The organism is Lysobacter sp. ESA13C (assembly GCF_019970005.1).
GTDB classification, from domain to species: domain Bacteria; phylum Pseudomonadota; class Gammaproteobacteria; order Xanthomonadales; family Xanthomonadaceae; genus Lysobacter; species Lysobacter antibioticus_B.
In genome coordinates this window covers 136439-155169 of sequence record NZ_JAHXYK010000011.1, presented here as the reverse complement: position 1 = coordinate 155169, position 18731 = coordinate 136439, and the positions used below count along the sequence as shown (strand labels likewise).

Genomic DNA, 18731 nt, shown 5'->3' with positions numbered 1-18731 from the left:
TGGATTCGCGCCGGCTGTCGCGCCCTGTCGCCGGCGATGACGCCCGATGCACGGCCGGTCGGGCCACAATCGGCCCTCGCCTTGCCGGAGCCGAGTTCATGACCGACGCCTTCGATCTGTCGATGCCCTGGTGGCAATACCTGGTGCGCGCCTGCATCGTCTATTTCGTCTTGCTGGCCATGATCCGGCTGTCGGGCAAACGCACGATGGGCCAGTTCACCTCGTTCGACATGCTGCTGATCGTGTTGCTCGGCAATGCCGTGCAGAACGCCTTGCTCGGCACCGACACCTCGGTCGGCGGCGGCCTGATCCTGGCGGCGACCTTGATGCTGTTGAACTGGGGCGTGGGCTATATCGCCTCGCGCAACGACCGCATCGAGCGCGTGCTCGAAGGCGTGCCGGTGGTGCTCGCGCGCGACGGCCACGTGTTCCGCGACGTGCTGCGCCGCGAACTGGTCAGCCGCGCGGATTTCGACAAGGCGATGCGCGAGAACGATTGCGCGCAGATCGACGACATCGCGGTGGCGATGCTGGAGACCAACGGCCACATCACGATTTTGAAGCGAGGAACGAGTAACCAGTTGTGAGTAGTTGGTAGAGGCGAGAGTGCGGCGGTTTTACTCGCTCCTCACTCCTTTGCGCTCACTCCTCGCTCCCAAGCCAATCGCGCGGCACCAGATACGCGGCCAGCCGCGCTTCGTCGCTCTCGGCTTCCGGCGTGTAGCCGTATTCCCAACGCACCAGCGGCGGCAGGCTCATCAGGATCGACTCGGTGCGTCCGCCCGACTGCAGGCCGAACAGGGTGCCGCGGTCGAACACCAGGTTGAATTCGACGTAGCGGCCGCGGCGATACAGCTGGAACTGCCGCTCGCGCTCGCCGTAGGGCATGTCCTTGCGGCGTTCGACCAGCGGCAGGTAGGCGTCGAGGAAACCGTCGCCGACGGCGCGCTGATAGGCGAAGTCGCGTTCGAAGTCGCCGTGCAGGTCGTCGAAGAACAAGCCGCCGACGCCGCGGGTCTCGTTGCGGTGCTTGAGGAAGAAATACTCGTCGCACCAGCGTTTGTGTGCCCGATAGCGTTCGTCGCCGCCGAACGGCTCGCATAGTTCGCGTGCGGTGCGATGCCAGTGGCGCACGTCTTCGTCGAAGGGATAGAACGGGGTCAGGTCGAAACCGCCGCCGAACCACCAGGCCACGGTCTCGCCGTCGCGCATGGCGCGGAAGTGGCGCACGTTGGCGTGGGTGGTCGGCAGATAGGGGTTGTGCGGGTGGAACACCAGCGACACCCCGACCGCACGCCACGAGGCGCCGGCGAGCTCGGGGCGCGCCGCGGTCGCCGACGGCGGCAGGGTGGTGCCGGAGACGTCGGAGAAGCCGATCCCGGCCTGCTCGAAGACCTTGCCGCCGCGCAGGATACGGGTGCGTCCGCCGCCGCCCTCGGCGCGTTGCCACAGGTCCTCGGCGAAGCGCGCGCCGCCGTCGGCTTGTTCGATGGCGGCGCACAGGCGGTCCTGCAGGCCGGAGAGATACTCGCGTACGCGGTCGAAATCGTTCATGGGCCCATTGTAGTGGGCCCGGGCGCGATGAGCCTTGGACAGATTGCCCGAGGCTGCGAGCCGGCCATTGGCCGTGACGGTCGGATGCGGCCGCCGGCGCGGGCGCGGGTCGTGGCGACGACCCGCGCCGGCCGCGCTACTTCAAGGTGCGATTGAACAGCTCGTGGATGCGGCGGTACTCGTCGTACCACGAGTCGGCGCGCACGAAGCTGTGGCGCTCCATCGGGTAGGGCGCGAGTTCCCACTTGTCCTTGCGCAGCTCGATCAGGCGCTGGCTCAGCATCACCGAGTCCTTGAAGAACACGTTGTCGTCGATCATGCCGTGGGCGATCAGCAGGTGATCCTTGAGGCCGCTGGCGTATTCGATCGGCGAGGACTTCTTGTACGCCTCCGGGTCGAGCTCGGGCGTGTTGAGGATGTTCGAGGTGTATTCGTGGTTGTACTGCGACCAGTCGGCGACCGGGCGCAGTGCGGCGCCGGCCTTGAAGGTGCCGGGTTCGCGGAACAGGGCCATGAAGGTCATGAAGCCGCCGTAGGAGCCGCCGTAGATGCCGGCGCGGTCGCGGTCGCCCTGCTTGTTGGCGACCAGCCATTCCAGGCCGTCCAGATAATCCTCGAGTTCCGGGTGGCCCATCTGCCGGTAGATCGCGGTGCGCCAGTCGCGGCCGTAGCCTTCGGAGGCGCGGTAGTCGAGATCGAGCACGACATAGCCTTCCTGGACCAGCAGGTTGTGGAACATCTGCTCGCGGAAGTAGTTTGGGTAGCGCGCGCTGACGTTCTGCAGGTAGCCGGCGCCGTGCACGAACATCACGATCGGGTACTTCTTGCCCGGCTCGTAACTCTTCGGCCCGTAGAATTTGCCCCAGACGGTGCCGGCGCCGTGCTTGGACGGCACCTGCACGTACTCGGGCTGGATCCATTCGCGTTCGCGGAAGCCCGGCTTGCGCGTGTCGGTCAGGGCGACGGTGTTCTCGCCGCTGCTGTCGACCACGGCGAGCTGCGGCGGGGTGTAGCTGTCGGAATGGCGCACCAGCACCTTGCGGCCGTCGGGCGAGAGCATGAAGTTTTCGACGCCGTCGAGCGCGGTCACTTCGCGCACCGCGCCGCCGTTGCGGTCGACCGCGCAGACTTCGTAGTCGCCCGGCCACTTGCGGTTGCACAGGAAGAAGAAGGTCTTGCCGTCGGCGCTCAATTCCGGCTCGGAGACTTCCCAGCGGCCGGAGGTGATCGCGCGCGGCGCGCCGCCGCCGCTGGCGACGTACAGGTGCGAGTAGCCGCTCTGTTCCGACAGCAGCCACAGCTCGCCGTCGCCCTTGCCGGTGTCGGGCAGCCAGCCGAAATCGTTGAAGTTCCAGCCGATCCAGGCCGCATCGGTGAGGCGGTGGCAGGGCTGCAGCGCGGCCTTGCCGAGGTCGACCGAGGCCAGCCAGCGGTCCTTGTTGTCGATCGCGCGCACCAGCACCGCGGCCTGGCGGCCGTCGTCGCTCCAGCGGATCGAGACGCCGCTGCCGTCGCCGTCGGTCTCGATGCGGACCGGGCGCTCGCCCTTCAGCGGGTCCTTCTTGGCGGCCTTGCGCAGCGCCGCGAGCGGGTCCTCGCCGATGCCGGGCAGGCCGCCGAACTTGAGTTCGCTGGCCTTGGCGTTGGCGACGTCGACCAGCCACAGCTTCTGCGGCAGCGGTTCGTTGCGGCCGACGCGGGTGCGCACTTCCTCGAATTCCTCGTAGCCCGACTCGGTCACGTACTTGGGCATCTTGCCGGCGGCGCCGGCATCGCCCTTCTTGGCCTGGGTGACGACGAGCAGCCAGCGCGCATCGGGCGACAGCGCGCTGTCGACGATCTCGACGTCGTCGCCGAGATAGGTCGGCTTCGGCGCGCGGCTGCCGTCGCTGCGGCGCCAGGCGTCGTCCTGCTCGCGCGCGGCTTCGCGCTGGGCGCGGTCCTCGCGCAGGGTCTGCAGCATGGCGAGCTGGCGTTCGCGCAGGTCGTCGGCTTTCGGCGCCTTGGCCGGGTCGTTCTCGGCACGGACCTGGGCGGCCTGGCTGAGGCCCTGGCCGGCACGCCACTGGTACCACTGGTTGTCGACGCGGAATACCAGGTTGCCGTCGCGGCTCCACTGCGGCCGCGACTCGGTGTCGTTGCTGCGGGTGACCTGGGTCAGCGCGCCGCTGCGCAGGTCGCGCACGAAGATGTCGCCGTTACGCACGAAGGCCATGCGCGTGCGCTGGGCGTCGTAGGCCGGATTGGCGCCGTCGAGATCGTTGCGCGCGGCGCCGTCGAGCCGCAGCGGCGTGCCGCCGGCGACGCCGACCTGCCAGGTGTCGCGGATGATCGAGTCGTCGCGCTTGAGCTGGTACTGCACGCGCTGGCCGTCCCAACTCCACCAGGCGCGTTCGACCGGGGCTCCGATCCAGTCCGGGTTGGCCATGGTGTCGGCCAGGGTCAGCGGCGCGGCGGCCTGGGCGAAGGCGGCGGAGGCGAACAGCGCGCAAGGCAGCGCGGCGAGCGTGACGAAGGAAAGGCGCATCGAGCGGGCTCTGGGACAAAAGTCCGCGCAGGGTAGCAGCCGGATAGCGTCCGACGGGCCGGCCGTTGGTCATGCCCAGGCCTATGATCGCCGGTCCGGCGAGGGTCGCGGCCGATGAATCGGCGGCGGCGTGGCGGGCCCGTTCTCGCGGCTTGTCCGAGCCCGCTCGCCGGCTTTGCCGAAACCGGCCCCGGCGCGTCGCCGCGCCGGCAAAGATTGCCGTTCGCGTCGCCGCACCGGCGCGGATCGCCCTTCGCAGGGGCCGCGCGTCCGTCATGGCCGCGTGTCGCATTTTGTCGCACGAGGCCGGCCGGATTCGGGCGGTTTCGTGATGCAGTCCCGGGCCCGGCAGGCGCGTTCGCGATCTCATCGAGGCCTTGAGGCGACGCGCTCTTGCCGCGGTCGCCAGTGGCCAGCGCCGCCGTACCCGGATCGCATCAACACGTCGCGATCACGTCTTTGCGGTTTATGTGATTCGACGAAATCGCCGTAATCCGCGTTTACCGCGCCCACGCTGCGGCGCAAGATGAACAGGCCGGCGCACTGTATGGCGCCGTGGAGGCAATACACGTGGACGCCCTGCTGCTGTCGCGTATCCAGTTCGGCTTCGTGATCTCGTTCCACATCCTGTTCCCGGCCTTCACCATCGGCCTGGCCAGTTGGCTGGCCTTCGTCGAATGGCGTTGGCTGCGCACCCGCGACACGCTCTGGCGCGATCTGTATTTCTTCTGGACCAAGGTCTTCGCCGTGTCGTTCGGCATGGGCGTGGTCTCGGGCATCGTCATGAGCTTCCAGTTCGGCACCAACTGGGCGGTGCTCAGCGAACAGGCCGGCAACATCCTCGGCCCGCTGCTGTCCTACGAGGTGCTGACCGCGTTCTTCCTCGAAGCGACCTTCCTCGGCGTGATGCTGTTCGGCTGGAGCCGGGTCAAGGAACGCATGCATTTCCTCGCCACCTGCATGGTCGCGCTGGGCACGCTGATTTCGACGTTCTGGATCATCTCGGCCAACAGCTGGATGCAGACGCCGGCCGGCTACAAGATCGTCGAAGGCGTGTTCGAACCCGACAGCTGGTGGGCGATCGTCTTCAACCCCTCGTTCCCGTACCGCCTCGCCCACATGGTGCTGGCGGCCTTCATCACCACCTGCTTCGTGATCGGCGGCGTCGCCGCGTCGTATCTGCTGCGCGGTGTGCACGTCGAAGCCGGCAAGCGCATGCTCAAAGCGGCGGTGATCTTCGCCGCGATCACCGTGCCGGCGCAGGTCTTCGTCGGCGACCTGCACGGTTTGAACGTGCGCGAACACCAACCGATCAAGGTCGCGGCGATGGAGGCGCACTGGGAGTCGGGCGCGCCCGGCGAAGGCGTGCCGCTGATCCTATTCGCGGTGCCGAACGAAAAAGCCGAACGCAACGACTACGAAATCGCGGTGCCGAAGCTCGGCAGCCTGATCCTCACCCACACCCTCGACGGCGACATCCAGCCGCTGAAGTCGGTCCCGGCCAGCGAACGGCCGCCGGTGAAACCGGTGTTCTACGCCTTCCGCATCATGGTCGGGCTCGGCGTGGCGATGCTGCTGCTGGTGCTGTTCTCGCTGTGGCAGTGGTGGCGCGGGCGCTTGTACCAATCGCGCGCGGCGCTGTGGGGCTGGCGCGTGCTGACCCTGAGCGGTTTCGTCGCCTTGCTGTCGGGTTGGTACGTGGTCGAGATCGGCCGCCAGCCCTACGTGATCTACGGCTTGTTGCGCACCGCCGATGCGGTCAGCCCGATCGCGGCGGCCAGCGTGATGACCTCGCTGATCGTGTTCGCGGTGGTCTATTTCGTCGTGTTCGGCGCCGGCATCGGCTATCTGGTCAAGCTGATCCGCAAGGGCCCGCATCCGCACGAACCGCCACCGCGCAGCGAGCAGGGCGAGAAGACCCCGGCGCGGCCGTTGTCGTTGCCGGACGAATCCAGCGAAGCCGGCGCCTAGGCGCGGCCCGGTGCGCGCCGGCGAGGCCGCGCGCGCTCATGCAAAGCACGATGGAGTAGGACGATGGAATACTGGCTGCCCGTGATCTGGTTCGGCGTGATCGGCTTCGGCGTGCTGATGTACGTGTTGCTCGACGGTTTCGTGCTCGGCCTCGGCATCCTGGCGCCGTTCGCCGAGGACGAAGGCCAGCTCGATCACATGATGAATACCGCCGCGCCGATCTGGGACGGCAACGAAACCTGGCTGGTGCTCGGCGGCGCCGGCCTGCTTGCCGCGTTCCCGAAGGCGTATGCGCTGGTGCTGTCGGCGCTGTACTTGCCGGTGTTGCTGATGCTGATCGCGCTGGTGTTCCGCGGCGTCGCCTTCGAGTTCCGGTTCAAGGCGCGGCGCGCCAAGCCGGCCTGGGGCGCGGCGTTCGCGCTGGGCTCGATCTTCTGCGCCTTCGCGCAAGGCTTGATCCTCGGCGCGATCGTCGAGGGCATGCCGATGCAGGAAGGCAAGTACGTCGGCGGCGTGTTCGACTGGTTCAGCCCGTTCTCGATGCTGACCGGCGCGGCGGTGGTGTTCGGTTATGCGCTGCTCGGTTCGACCTGGCTGATCCTCAAGACCGACGGCCGCATGCAGCAGATCGCCCGCACCCTGGCGCGGCCGCTGGTGTTGGTGGTGGCGGTGTTCATCGGTCTGGTCAGCGCCTGGCTGCCGTTCCTGGATTCGCGGATCATGGCGCGCTGGTTCGAGGGCGGGAATTTCTACTGGCTGTTCCCGGTGCCGCTGCTGGTGATCGGCAACGCTTATGCCCTGTGGCGCGCGGTGATGCGCGAGGGCAACGACGCCCAGCCTTTCGTCTACGCCTTGTTGTTCTTCGTGCTCGGCTTCCTCGGCCTGGTGCTGGGGATCTGGCCGAACATCGTGCCGGGGCTGTCGATCTGGGATGCGGCCTCGCCGCCGTCGTCGCAGGGCTTCGTGCTGGCCGGGCTGGTGGTGCTGCTGCCGGCGATCCTGGGCTACACGTATTGGTCGTATCGCGTGTTCCGCGGCAAGATCGCCGCCGACGCCGGGTATCATTGATACGGCCCGGCGTTCGCAGATAGGACCGGGACGCTGCCCATCGGGGCCGCCGTCCGCACGACTGGATCGTCGACGGGGCGGTCCTAACACTTCGGCTTGCGCCTGGCGCTGAACGCCCAGGTTCGCGACACCCGGACGGGCGGGTATGCTGTACATCACATCTGCGGCGCAGAAAAACCCGTCCCCCGGCCGTACCCGCCCGCCCTAATGCAAGCCTACGTTTACAAAAGTCTCCGCAAGGCAGACACCTATGTGTTTTTGAGCGAGCGCGACGATTTCGCCCGTTTGCCCGACGCTGTCCGCGATCAACTGGGCACCCTGCAATTCGTGCTCGAAACCGCGCTGACCCCGGAACGCAAACTCGCCCGCGCCGATGCCGCGGCGGTCCGGGAGAATCTGCGCCTGCGCGGTTTCCATCTCCAGTTCCCGCCGGCCCTCGAGGAGGCGCGGACACCCGATGCCTGACGCCCAGACTCCGCGCGCCCCGTCCCGCGATCTCGCCCTTGTGCTCGCCGCCGGCCTGGTGCTGGCCCTGGCGACCGGTTTCGGCGGCAGCGTCGGCGGTGCGTTGGCGGCGCTGATCGGCGGCGCGCTGGCGCAGCCGGCGTTCGCGATCGCCGCGCGCCTGTGGCAGCGGCGCGACGCCGCGCCGCAGTGGCGCAGCGAATGGCCGGTGCTGGCGACGCTGTGGGGCGGCGCGACCGCGGCCACCGCGGTGCTGGTGGCCTGGCCGCTGAGCGCGTTGTTGCAGAGCGGCTCGCTGCTGGCGGTGCTGGGCCTGAGCGTGGTCGCCGGGCTGGTGCTGCTGGCGCTGTGGCGGCTGTGGCCGCTGTGGCAGGAGGCCGAGCGCGAAGGTGCGGCGCTGGCGCCGCAATGGGCGCGCTTGCCCGATCTCGATCTCGGCGCCTGGCGCGGCCTCGGCGTGGCGGCGATCGTCGCCGGCCTGGTCGGGCTGATCCTGGTGCTGGCCTGGCCGGGCCTGTTGAGCGATGGCCTGCGCTGGACCTTGGCGGTCGTGTTCGCCCTGGTCTCGCCGGCCCTGCACGTGCTGTTGCAGCGGATCGCCCCGGCCGACTACCTGCCCGGCGTCGATTTCGACCCGGAACTCGACACCGTCACCCAGGTCGACGAACTCGGCGACGACGAAGCGTTGGAGCCGGCCCTGTACGCGGCCGCGCGCGCCGGCAAGGTCGAGCGCGCGCTGGAGCTGATCGAACTCGGCGCCGACGTCAACGTGCTGCCGGCCGCCGAGGATCGCGACCGCCGCAGCCTGCCGGTGCTGGCCGCGGTGCTGCCCGACCTGCGCCTGCTGCGCGCCCTGATCGGCGCCGGCGTCGATCTGAACGCCGCCACCGCCGGCATGACCCCGCTGCTGGCCGCCACCCGCGACAGCTGGCACGGCCGTCCCGACGCGGTCATGACCCTGCTCGCCAACGGCGCCGACCCGCGCCTGGCCGATCACGAAGGCAACACCCCGCTGCACCACGCCGCGCGCAGTTCCGACCCCGGCGTCGCCGCCTTGTTGCGCGACGCCCAGGCCGAACTCGACCCGGTCAACCACGACGGCTTTTCCCCGCTCGGCGTGGCCTGCGCCAGCGGCAACTGGCGCCTGGCCAAGTTCCTGCTCGAACGCGGCGCCAAGACCGAACAGCCCGGCGGCGCCCCGGCGCTGCTGGCCGCGGCCGGCGGCGACGAGGACGATCCGGCCGGCGTGCAATTGCTGCTCAAGCACAAGGCGCGCATCGACGCCCGCGACGGTCAGCGCCGCAGCGCCCTGCACGTGGCCGCGTTCGCCGGCCACCTCGATATCGTCACTGCCTTGCTCGCCGCCGGCGCCGATGCCGGCGCGATCGACACCCAACAGCGCACGCCGCTGCTCGAAGCCGCGCGCGGTGCGCGCCCGGCGGTGCTCGAACGCCTGCTCGAACACCTGCCGCAGGGTGGCGTGGCCGAAGCCGCGGCGCTCGATGCCGACGGCGCCAGCGCCCTGATCCTGGCCTGCCAGGCCGAGACCGCCTCGCCGCCGCTGGTGGTGCGCTTGCTCGACCTCGGTATCGACCCGGAACTGCGCGACCGCCACGGCAAGCGCGCGGTCGACCGCGCCGCCGAGGCCGGCCGCTGGTCGTTGGTGGCCGCGCTCGACCGCGCCTATCCCTTGCCGGCCGCGGTCAGCGGCGAAGGCGACAGCGAGGACGGCGAGGGCGAGCGGGTGATCGTCGACCGCATGCCGGCCGCGCTGCTGCGCGACGGCCTGCGCGAAGGCCGCGCCGCCGAACTGACCGGCCTGGCCAAGTTGCTGAGCCCGAGCGAGCTCGGCGCGCAGTTGCACGAAGAAGACGGCCAGATCCCCTCGGCCGAACGCATCGACTGGTTGCTCGGCCAGGGCGCCGACGTCAACGTGCGCGACACGAACGGCGACACCGTGGTGTTCGCCCTGCTCGATCGCACCCCGGCCGCGATGCCGGCCTTGCAGGCCTTGCTGCGCCACGGCGTCTCGCCGGCCGGTCGCGGCGGCCTCGGCCGCTTCCTGGCGACCTGTTCGGCCGGCGATCAGGCCACCCGCGGCCTGGAGCAGTTCGCCCTCGACCTGATCGAGCGCGGCGCCGACGTGTTTTCGCCGACCCCGGCCGGCGATCCGCCGCTGGCGATCGCGGTGCGCTTGGGCTGGTCGCGTTTGCTCGAACGCCTGCTCGCCGCCGGCGTCGACCTCAATACCCGCGACAGCCACGGCATGAGCGCCCTGCACCTGGCCGCCGCGTTGGGCCGCGAGAGCATGCTCAAGCGCCTGGTCGCCAACGGCGCCGCGCCCGACCTGCTCGCCGCCGACGGCCAGACCCCGCTCGGCGTGGCCCTGTCCTCGGGCCGCCGCGATCTGGCCGACTGGCTGGATTGGCGTGGCTGGGCCCTGCCGCGCCGCGCTCTGCACGCGCAGGACGTCCCGGCCGCGGCCATCGTCGGCGACGCCGATGCGGTGCGCCGCCTGCTCGATCTCGGCCTGCCGGTCGATGCGCTCGACAGCCAGGGCTGCACCGCGCTGCTGCGCGCCGCCGGTGGCGGCCATCGCGCGGTCGTCGACCTGCTGCTCGCGCGCGGCGCCGACCCGCAGCTCGCCGCGCATTCCGGTGCGACCCCGCTGTCGGCCGCGGTCAGCATGCGCCATGCCGAAATTGTCGACCGCCTGGTCGCCGCCGGCGCCTCGCTGGAACAGCGCCTGCCCGGCGACCTGACCGTGCTGATGGTCGCTTGCGCGCTCGGCCTCACCGACCTGGCCGCGCGCCTGCTGACCGCCGGCGCCGACGTCCATGCCCGCGACGCGCAAGGCCGCATGGCCCTGCATTGCGCCGCGATGTTCGGCTTCACCGCGCGCGAGCGCAGCCGCCTGGTGGCCTTGTTCGACACCTTGCTGCTGGCGGGCGTCGATGCCGATCAGTCCGCGGCCGGCGCGACGCCGTTACTGTTGCTGCTGGGCGCGCGCGCCGAACCCGGCACCGCGGCCGACGAAGACGTGTTGATCGCCGGCCTGGAACTGTTGCTCGATCACGACGCCTCGCTCGACGTGCAGGACCCGCGCGGTTTCGGTCCGCTGCACCTGGCGGCGCTGCACGGCTTGTTGCGTGTGGTGCAGCGCCTGATGCGCCACGGCGCCAACCCGGACATGCGCGATGCCCTCAACCGCACCCCGCGCGAGATCGCGGTGATGCGCGGCTTCATCGACATCGCCGCCGAGTTCACCCCGCCGGCGCCGGGCAACGGCAGCAACGTGTCGATGGCGCGCTTCCTGCGCGGCCCGGGCGGCTGAGCGGTTCGCCGCGAGGGGTTTTCTGTAAGAGCGGCGTGAGCCGCGACCACGGGGCGCGCAGAGACAGCAATTACGCCGTTACTGATCGAAGCGAAACTCCACAGGGTAGGAGCGGCGCGAGCCGCGACCGCGCGGCCACGGTCTCGCCTCGTATCGCCGGATGTCCCTGTAGGAGCGGCGTAAGCCGCGACCGCGGAACGCGCAGAGACAGCAACTACGCCGTTATTGATCGAAGTGAAACTCCACAGGGTAGGAGCGGCGCGAGCCGCGACCGCGTGGCTTGCCCTCGTGGTGTTTGTTATCACAGAGCGGTGAAGCAACATCAATAGCAAAGCTTCCGTCCGCTGACGCGGCCGGGTTACTTTCTTTTGCTAAGCCCAAAAGAAAAGTAACCAAAGAAAAGGGCTCTCCTTGCAAGGGCACAGGCCACGAGTACGCAGCTAGCGCCGGGATTTTCCGATAAGACATCCCTGTCTTATCGGAAAACGGCGCACGTCCTGTGCGCCGCCCTCCGGGTCTCCAGGTGTTCTCGCAAATTCGGAACTGCGCCAAGCTCATTACGACCACGGTTGCCGTGCTCTTAGGGTAGGAGCGGCGCAAGCCGCGACCGCGAATCTACGGCCGCCGGCGCGGGCGATCGTGACTGCGTGGTCGCGGCTTGCGCCGCTCCTACCCCTTGAATCGTCGTGGACGCAGGATCGCTGTTGCCGTGCGCCATTTCGAACTCGCGAAGGCCATCGAAGACCCGGAGGGCGGCGCGCAGGGATGCGGGCCGTTTTTCATCGGGACAGGGATGTCCCGTATGTAGATCACTGCGTCGACATCGATCGTGCGGGCCCTTGATTCAAAGAGAGCATTTTTCTTTGGTTACCTTTCTTTTGTTGCTTTAGACAAAAGAAAGTAACCCGCCGCTTTAGTGGCGGAAGCTCTTAGCGTTTGATCCTGATCCTGATCCTGATCTTGCGTGAGCGTTACGCCGCGAGACCGAAACGACGCGGTCGCGGCTCGCGCCGCTCCTACCCTGACGGGCTTCGGCCCGCATCGACGCGAGATTGAAACGAGGCGGTCGCGGCTCATGACCGAAGCAAATCCAGTAGGACGCCGCTCCTACAGGGATGGATTCGCGGCGCTGCATTGCTCGAGCAAGAGCAGAGCATCCATCCGCATCGGTTCAATGCGATGCGAATCGGTGCGCACCCTTCCATCGACGCCGCCGCACCCTCAATGCCGCGTCACATGCTCTGGCACCGGGCCCTGTTTCTCGACCATATCGGCGAGCATGCCTTCGCCTCGGTCGGCGTCGAACAGCTCTTCCAATTCCTTACGCGCATCGCGTGCGGTCTGGATCAACGCGTCCTCGTCGTCGTGGACCAGGTACTGGGCGTTGAGCATGCGCTCGTCGAGTTCGCGGAAGCGTTCGACGTGGTCGCGCGCGGTCTCCGGGGCGACGCCGAGTTCGACCAGCACGTCTTCGCCGAGCTTGAGGCTGGAATGGAAGGTCTCGCGCATCGGCTCGGCGCCGAGGTCCATCAGGTCCCAGGCATGACGACGGTCGCGGGCGCGGGCGAACACTTTCGCCTTCGGGTACAGGCGGCGGATCGTGCGCACCGTGCGGATGCCGCTGTCGCGGTCGTCGATGGCGATCACGAAGATCTTCACCTGCGCCGCGCCGGCCGAACGCAACAACTCGGGCCGGGCCGGGTCGCCGTAATAGATCATGTTGCCGAAGCGGCGCATGAAGTCGACCTGGTCGGCGCTGTTCTCGATGGCGATGAAAGGCGTGCGGTGCGCCACCAGCAGGCGCGCGACGATCTGGCCGAAACGGCCCATGCCGGCGATCAATACCTGCGGGTGATGGTCGGGAATGTCGTCGTAGGGACGCTTGGGCTTCTCGGCCGGCGCCGCGTCGAGCATGCGCTGGGCGCCGATCATCAACAGCGGGGTCAGCGCCATCGACACGCCGACCGCGGCGATCAGGCGGTCGCGGGTCGGGTCGTCGAGCAGGTTGGCCTTGACCGCTTCGTTGAACACGATGAAGGCGAACTCGCCGCCCAACGACATCACCGTCGCCAATTGGAAGGCCCCGCGTTTCTCCAGCCCGCCGGCGCTGATGCCGACGCCGAACAGCAGGATGAACTTCACCGACAGCAGCACCAGCACGATGCTGGCGATGGTGCCCGGCTCGGCCAGCACGCGCTGCAGGTCGATGCTCATGCCCACGGCCATGAAGAACAGGCCCAGCAGCAATCCCTTGAAGGGCTCGATCTGCGATTCGAGCTCGTGGCGGAATTCCGAATCGGCCAGCAGCACGCCGGCGAGGAAGGCGCCGAGGCCGGCCGACAGCCCGGCGGTCTGCAGGATCCAGGCCGAGCCGAGCACGGTCAGCAGGGCCGCGCCGGTGAACACCTCGGGCATCTGCGTGCGCGCGACCACGCGGAACACCTGGCGCAGCAGCACGCGACCGCCGAACACCACCGCGGCGATCGCGCCGACCGCCTTGGCCACGGCCATCCAGTTCAGGCCTTCGACCGCGGCGGCCTTGCCGAGCAGCGGAATCGCGGCGAGCAAGGGAATCGCGGCCAGGTCCTGGAACAGCAGGATGGCGAAGGCGAGGCGGCCGTAATCGGTGGCCAGGCCTTTGCGTTCGGACAACAGCTGCAAGCAGACCGCAGTCGAGGACAGGGCCAGGCCGAGGCCGACCACGGTCGCCGCCTTCCAGCCCATGTGGCCGCCGAACATCGCCAGTGCGCCCAGGGCCAGGCCGCTCAGCAGCACCTGCAGGCCGCCGGCGCCGAACACCGGCTTGCGCATCACCCGCAGGCGCGCCGGCGACAGTTCCAGGCCGATCACGAACAGCATCATCACCACGCCGATTTCCGACGCCGCCAGCACCGGCTCGGCGTCGCGGATCACCTTGACTCCGTAGGGGCCCAGCACCACGCCCGCGGTCAGATAGCCGAGCACCGCGCCCAGGCCGAAACGACGGAACACCGGCACGGCGATGACCGCGGCCAGCAGGAACAACAACGCGAGTTCTAGACCGCCACCGTGCATGAGCACCTCCGGCTGGGATTATGGCGCGATACGCCGGGGCTGCGACGATCGGGCCTGCGCTGCATTACGCAACGCTGCATAGCCGGGAAGGATGACGTCGGTACTTTGCAATGGTTGCCCGCTGCCCGGATTTCAATCGCCGCGGCGGTAACCTCGTTCGAAAGCGCGCTGACCACGGATCGCGATGGACGCGATGCCGCTGGCGTGCTGGTACCCGGGCGACCCTCTCCATCACCTGGACGGCTTCGATCGGAGCGTCTTTTCAAGGCCATTTTGGCGATGAGACGAATGCCGCGGCACAGCCGTTCGGCGCGAGCGTCGTTCTCAATCGCAGTCTCTGCGAGGGCTTCCCAGGACAATGACGGGCGAGCCGCCGGACGCATCGGAGCGTGCGGCGGCGCGCAGGAGCGCAGTCCGTCTTCGAACAGGGAGGTTCATCATGCGAGCGTTGCTGGCGGTGTTGACGTTGATGTTGTTGAGCGGTTGTCAGCCGGGTTGGGAGGAGCAGTCGCGCGAGGCGGTCGCGTTCGCCGCGCAGGATCGGCAGATCGGCAGCGAGCCCGCGCGCGGGCTCAGATAGTGCGGCGGAGCGGATGCTTCGGCCCCGACCGGGCCTCCCGGCCCCGCGGTCGGGCCGGGAGGCGGCGCAAGCTCAGCAAGGGGGCGGGTCGGGGCCTGCCCGGACCCCTGCCCGGGCCGCCGGGGGCTGCTCCATTCGGCACCGAATTGCCCTCGAAGCTGAACGAGAGGCATGATGCGGGTCCGCCGGCGGCCTGGCCGCGGGCGACCGGGTTCTAGGGGACCCGGGTCACCGACAAGGAGCAGTGCATATGAATGCAGCAGTCGATTCGAATCCCGGCGGCCGTACGCCGACCGGCGCCTCCCACCCACCGCGCTGGTACGCCGGACAGCCCGCAGCGCAGGACGGGACCTCGGGCTATACCGCTTTGCTGCCCGCCGACGACGAGTGGTCGCGCGACACCGTATTGCGGGCGATCGTCGCCGATGCCTTGCAGCGCAACGGCCAGGTGGTCGACGAGGACACCCTCGAGGCGACCGTGGCTTCGGTCGCCGCACCCGGCGGCGCGCTCGCACAGGCCGCGCTGAGCTGGAAGTTGCATCCGGGCGAAACCCGCGCCGACGGCCGCGTGTCGCCGCCGTTCCATGGTTATGCGGTGGAGGTGCCGGCCGAACTGCAGACCTCGCTGGTCGGCTACGCCAAGACCTGGTCGGCGCAGCGCGATGCGGCGCCGCCGGCGCCGATCGACGGCGCGGTGATGGAGCTCAAGACCCTCGCCCGCAGCGGCGGTCACCGCGATATCGAACAGACCCTGGAAGCGATCGACGCCGCGATCAAAGCCGGCAGCGCGGCCAGCCAGGCCGGCCGTCCGCTCGATGCGGTGGCGATGAGCGCGGTATTGGAATTCGCGACCCGCAGCGGCCACGAGCGCCAAGCGGCGAAACTGCTGGAACGCTACAGCGCGATCAAGGACGTGACCGCTGGCGTCAAGACCCTCGGCCAGAACGCCGGTCGCGTGTTCAACGGCCGCGACCCGGTCACCGGCAAGGCGCTGCGCACCGACGATCGCGTCGACGCCGCGTTCGACCTGCTCGACGGCGGCTTCAAGCTTGCCGGCGGCATCGGCAACGTCGCCCTGATGATGGGCGCGCGCAATGCCGGCCTGGTCGGCACCCTGATCGGCATCGCCCCGATGGGCGCCGCCATCGTCGCCTTCGCCGCGGGCGCGTTCGAGTTGATCAAGCGCGCACGCGAAGCCCTGCTGGCGCCGCGTTGGGACGAGTTCCGCGAGCGCTTCCCGTTCGCCGAAGGCATGGAGCCCAAGCGCGCCATGAACGGCGTGCTGCGGCAGATCGCCGGTATGCCGGTCGATGCCGGCAATGCCTTGTCGACCGCGACGCGCATCCTCGACGGGCTCGGCCAGAACCCGGAAACCCGCGAGCGTTTCCTCGCCTTCCTCAAGCAGAAGGTGCAGCCCGAGTCGCTGGTCGACACGCTCGCCCGTGGCGACCTGGGCCGTTTGAATACGCAGGAGGCGATGCAGTTGGCGCAGGCGGCCAAGGGCTCGGCCAAGGAGTTCATGGATCTGGAGCTGCAGGACGTGAAGCGCTACGTCCGCGATCGCGACGGCGATCGCGAGCGCGGCACGTATCTGTTGCCGCCGGAACTGCGCGACGTCGCCAATCGCAACAACAACCCGGTCGGCGGCGCGGTCGAGGACGGCCTGCGGGTGGCGGCGATCCTGAGCAGCGGCGCCAACGCCCTCAACGGCATGTACAAGGAAATGCTGGGCAAGGTCCAGGGCAGCGAGCTGGGCCAGGGCAAGCTCAACGAGCAGCAGCAGAAGAACCTCGCCGCGGCCTTGGTGCCGGCCATGCGCGACGGCGGCCTGACCCAGGTCGATCATCTGCTGGCGAGCAAGGACGGCAGCAAACTGTTCGCGGTGCAGGGCGATCCGCAGTCGCCGACCCGGCGCATGGTCACCCTCGACGTCGCCGCCGCCTCGCAGCAGAGCGTGGAAGCCAGCAGCCAGCTCGCGGCGCGCGCGATGGCGACGGCCGAGGCGCCGACGGTGCAGGTCAACCAGGGCGGCGGGCGCGGGTTCTAAACGTTCGTTCGCGCACGGGCCGCATGCGGATCGTGCATGCGGCCTGTGGGAGAAGCGGAGCAGTAGTTTCGTCGCGACCCGGAGGCTGCGTGGTCGCGGCTCGCGCCGCTCCTACCCGAGGAGCGGTGTCGCATTGGGGTAGGAGCGGCGCAAGCCGCGACCGCCATGCCAAAACGTTGACGCCTCTTGCCAACGCAAGAACGCTCTCCCACCAACGAAAACGCCCCGCATCGCGGGGCGTTTTCTTTACCGCGCCGGTGAAACTCAGCGCTTCATCGAACTGAAGAACTCGTCGTTCGACTTGGTCGTCTTCATCTTGTCGAGCAGGAATTCCATCGCGCCGATTTCGTCCATGCCGTGCAGCAGCTTGCGCAGGATCCAGATCTTCTGCAGCAGTTCCGGTTCGATCAGCAAATCCTCGCGGCGGGTGCCGGAGCGGTTGATGTCGATGGCCGGGTACACGCGCTTTTCGGCGATGCGGCGGTTCAAGTGGACTTCCGAGTTGCCGGTGCCCTTGAACTCTTCGTAGATCACCTCGTCCATCTTGCTGCCGGTGTCGATCAGCGCGGTGGCGATGATCGTCAGCGAGCCGCCTTCTTCGACATTACGCGCGGCGCCGAAGAAGCGCTTCGGACGGTGCAGGGCGTTGGCGTCGACGCCGCCCGACAGCACCTTGCCGGAACTCGGCACGACGTTGTTGTAGGCGCGGGCCAGGCGGGTGATCGAGTCGAGCAGGATCACCACGTCCTTCTTGTGTTCGACCAGGCGCTTGGCGCGCTCGATCACCATCTCGGCGACCTGGACGTGACGCGCGGCCGGTTCGTCGAAGGTCGAGGAGACCACTTCGCCGCGCACGGTGCGCTGCATTTCGGTCACTTCTTCCGGACGCTCGTCGACCAGCAGCACGATCAGGTGCACGTCGGGATGGTTGTGGGTGATCGCGGTGGCGACCTGCTGCATCATCATCGTCTTGCCGGCCTTGGGCGGCGAGACGATCAGGGCGCGCTGGCCTTTGCCCTGCGGCGCCATCAGGTCGAGGATGCGGCCGGTGATGTCTTCGGTCGAGCCGTCGCCGCGCTCGAGCTTGAACTTGCGGCGCGGGAACAGCGGGGTCAGGTTCTCGAACAGGACCTTGTTCTTCGACGCTTCCAACGGCTCGCCGTTGATGCTGTCGACCACCGACAGGGCGAAGTAACGCTCGCCGTCCTTCGGGAAGCGGATGCGGCCCGAGAGATGGTCGCCGGTGCGCAGGTTGAAGCGGCGGATCTGGCTCGGCGAGATGTAGGTGTCGTCCGGGCCGGCGAGGTAGGAAGCCTCGGCCGCGCGCAGGAAGCCGAAGCCGTCGGGCAGGATTTCCAGTACGCCGTCGGCGGCGACGCCTTCGCCGTGGCGGGTCAGCACCTTGAGCAGGGCGAAGATGACGTCCTGCTTGCGGGCGCGGGCGACGCCTTCCTGGATGCTGAGCTGGTCGGCCAGATCCAGCAGCTTCGGCGCCGGCATGCGCTTGAGGTCGCCCAGCGAGTACTGCGGGAAGCCCTCGGGCACCTGCGGGTGCGGGCGCGGGACGAAGTTCTCGCCGTTGCCGTTGTCGAAGGAGCCGTCTTCGTCGCGCTGCTGCGGGCGGTTGTTGCGGTCGCGGTCGCGGCGGTTGCGGAAACGGTCGCGACGGTTGCCGCCGCGGTTGTCGAAACCGCCGTCGCGCTGCTGGCCCTGCTGCGACTGCGGGTTGCCGCGGTCGTTGCCTTGGCCTTGCGGCGCGGCGCTCTCGGCGCCGGAGGCGGCCGGGGCGGACTCGCTGGCGCTGGCGGCCGGAGCAGGTGCGGGGGCGGGAGTGCGGGGTGCGGCGGCCACGGGAGCCGGTGCGGCGGGAGGCGGCGCGACGGACGGCGCGGCAGGCGCGGCAGGTCGAGCGGCAGGAATCAGGGGGCTGGCATCGCTGGCAGCGGCCGGAGCGGACTCGGCGGCTTTGCTGACGCGCGGCTTACGCACGCGCTTTTCGGCGGTATCGCCAGCGTCGGGGGTCTTATCGGACAAGCGGAGGTTCCTCGCTAAGCGGCGAGCGCTCGCATCGGGCGAGCGGGACGTCAGGGACGTGGGTTGATAGATGGGTATCAGACGGGGTGCGGCGGGT

At 68.8% G+C, this 18731-nt stretch carries 11 protein-coding genes; 7 read left to right on the top strand and 4 right to left on the bottom strand.

Features of this window, described 5'->3' with window-relative positions; all coding sequences use genetic code 11:
* Positions 1-98 precede the first annotated feature (98 nt).
* Positions 99-587, top strand: coding sequence for a YetF domain-containing protein (locus LC490_RS20015; protein WP_031371234.1), 489 nt, complete (start codon positions 99-101; stop codon positions 585-587).
* 55 nt (positions 588-642) lie between these two features.
* On the opposite strand, the gene hemF is transcribed toward LC490_RS20015, so the two are convergent.
* Positions 643-1554 (bottom strand): oxygen-dependent coproporphyrinogen oxidase, encoded by a 912-nt coding sequence (gene hemF / locus LC490_RS20010; RefSeq protein WP_223621348.1) that lies wholly within the window; start codon positions 1552-1554, stop codon positions 643-645.
* Positions 1555-1690: 136 nt separating this feature from the next.
* Entirely contained in the window at positions 1691-4081 is a 2391-nt protein-coding gene (locus tag LC490_RS20005; RefSeq protein WP_223621347.1) for a S9 family peptidase, read from the bottom strand.
* A gap of 570 nt (positions 4082-4651) precedes the next feature.
* On the opposite strand from LC490_RS20005, the gene LC490_RS20000 reads away from it, so the two are divergent.
* The 4 genes from LC490_RS20000 (at position 4652) to LC490_RS19985 (ending at position 10919) form a co-directional block, all read left to right on the top strand.
* Positions 4652-6052: a cytochrome ubiquinol oxidase subunit I gene (locus LC490_RS20000; protein WP_223621346.1), complete on the top strand. Its 1401-nt coding sequence runs from the start codon at positions 4652-4654 to the stop codon at positions 6050-6052.
* A gap of 63 nt (positions 6053-6115) precedes the next feature.
* Positions 6116-7120, top strand: coding sequence for a cytochrome d ubiquinol oxidase subunit II (gene cydB, locus LC490_RS19995; RefSeq protein WP_031371230.1), 1005 nt, complete (start codon positions 6116-6118; stop codon positions 7118-7120).
* Positions 7121-7327: 207 nt separating this feature from the next.
* Complete coding sequence (locus LC490_RS19990; protein ID WP_031371229.1) at positions 7328-7585, top strand: YcgL domain-containing protein; 258 nt, start codon at positions 7328-7330, stop codon at positions 7583-7585.
* The gene (locus tag LC490_RS19985; protein ID WP_223621345.1) at positions 7578-10919 is read left to right on the top strand and encodes an ankyrin repeat domain-containing protein; all 3342 of its coding nucleotides are present in this window, start codon (positions 7578-7580) and stop codon (positions 10917-10919) included. Before LC490_RS19990 ends, LC490_RS19985 begins: the two co-directional genes overlap by 8 nt.
* 1221 nt (positions 10920-12140) lie before the next feature.
* Here LC490_RS19985 and LC490_RS19980 read toward each other — a convergent pair.
* Positions 12141-13973 (bottom strand): monovalent cation:proton antiporter-2 (CPA2) family protein, encoded by a 1833-nt coding sequence (locus tag LC490_RS19980; protein WP_223621344.1) that lies wholly within the window; start codon positions 13971-13973, stop codon positions 12141-12143.
* A gap of 439 nt (positions 13974-14412) precedes the next feature.
* Here LC490_RS19980 and LC490_RS19975 point away from each other — a divergent pair, with 439 nt between their 5' ends.
* Both LC490_RS19975 and LC490_RS19970 read left to right on the top strand, forming a co-directional pair.
* On the top strand, positions 14413-14553 hold the full coding sequence (locus LC490_RS19975; RefSeq protein WP_223621343.1) for a hypothetical protein: 141 nt from the start codon (positions 14413-14415) through the stop codon (positions 14551-14553).
* A 250-nt stretch (positions 14554-14803) separates the two neighbouring features.
* A complete protein-coding gene (locus LC490_RS19970; RefSeq protein ID WP_223621342.1) occupies positions 14804-16600 on the top strand; it encodes an XVIPCD domain-containing protein in 1797 nt (598 codons plus the stop codon).
* A gap of 264 nt (positions 16601-16864) precedes the next feature.
* Here LC490_RS19970 and rho read toward each other — a convergent pair whose 3' ends face one another.
* The gene (gene rho, locus LC490_RS19965; protein WP_031373277.1) at positions 16865-18634 is read right to left on the bottom strand and encodes a transcription termination factor Rho; all 1770 of its coding nucleotides are present in this window, start codon (positions 18632-18634) and stop codon (positions 16865-16867) included.
* Between the last annotated feature and the right edge of the window lie 97 nt (positions 18635-18731).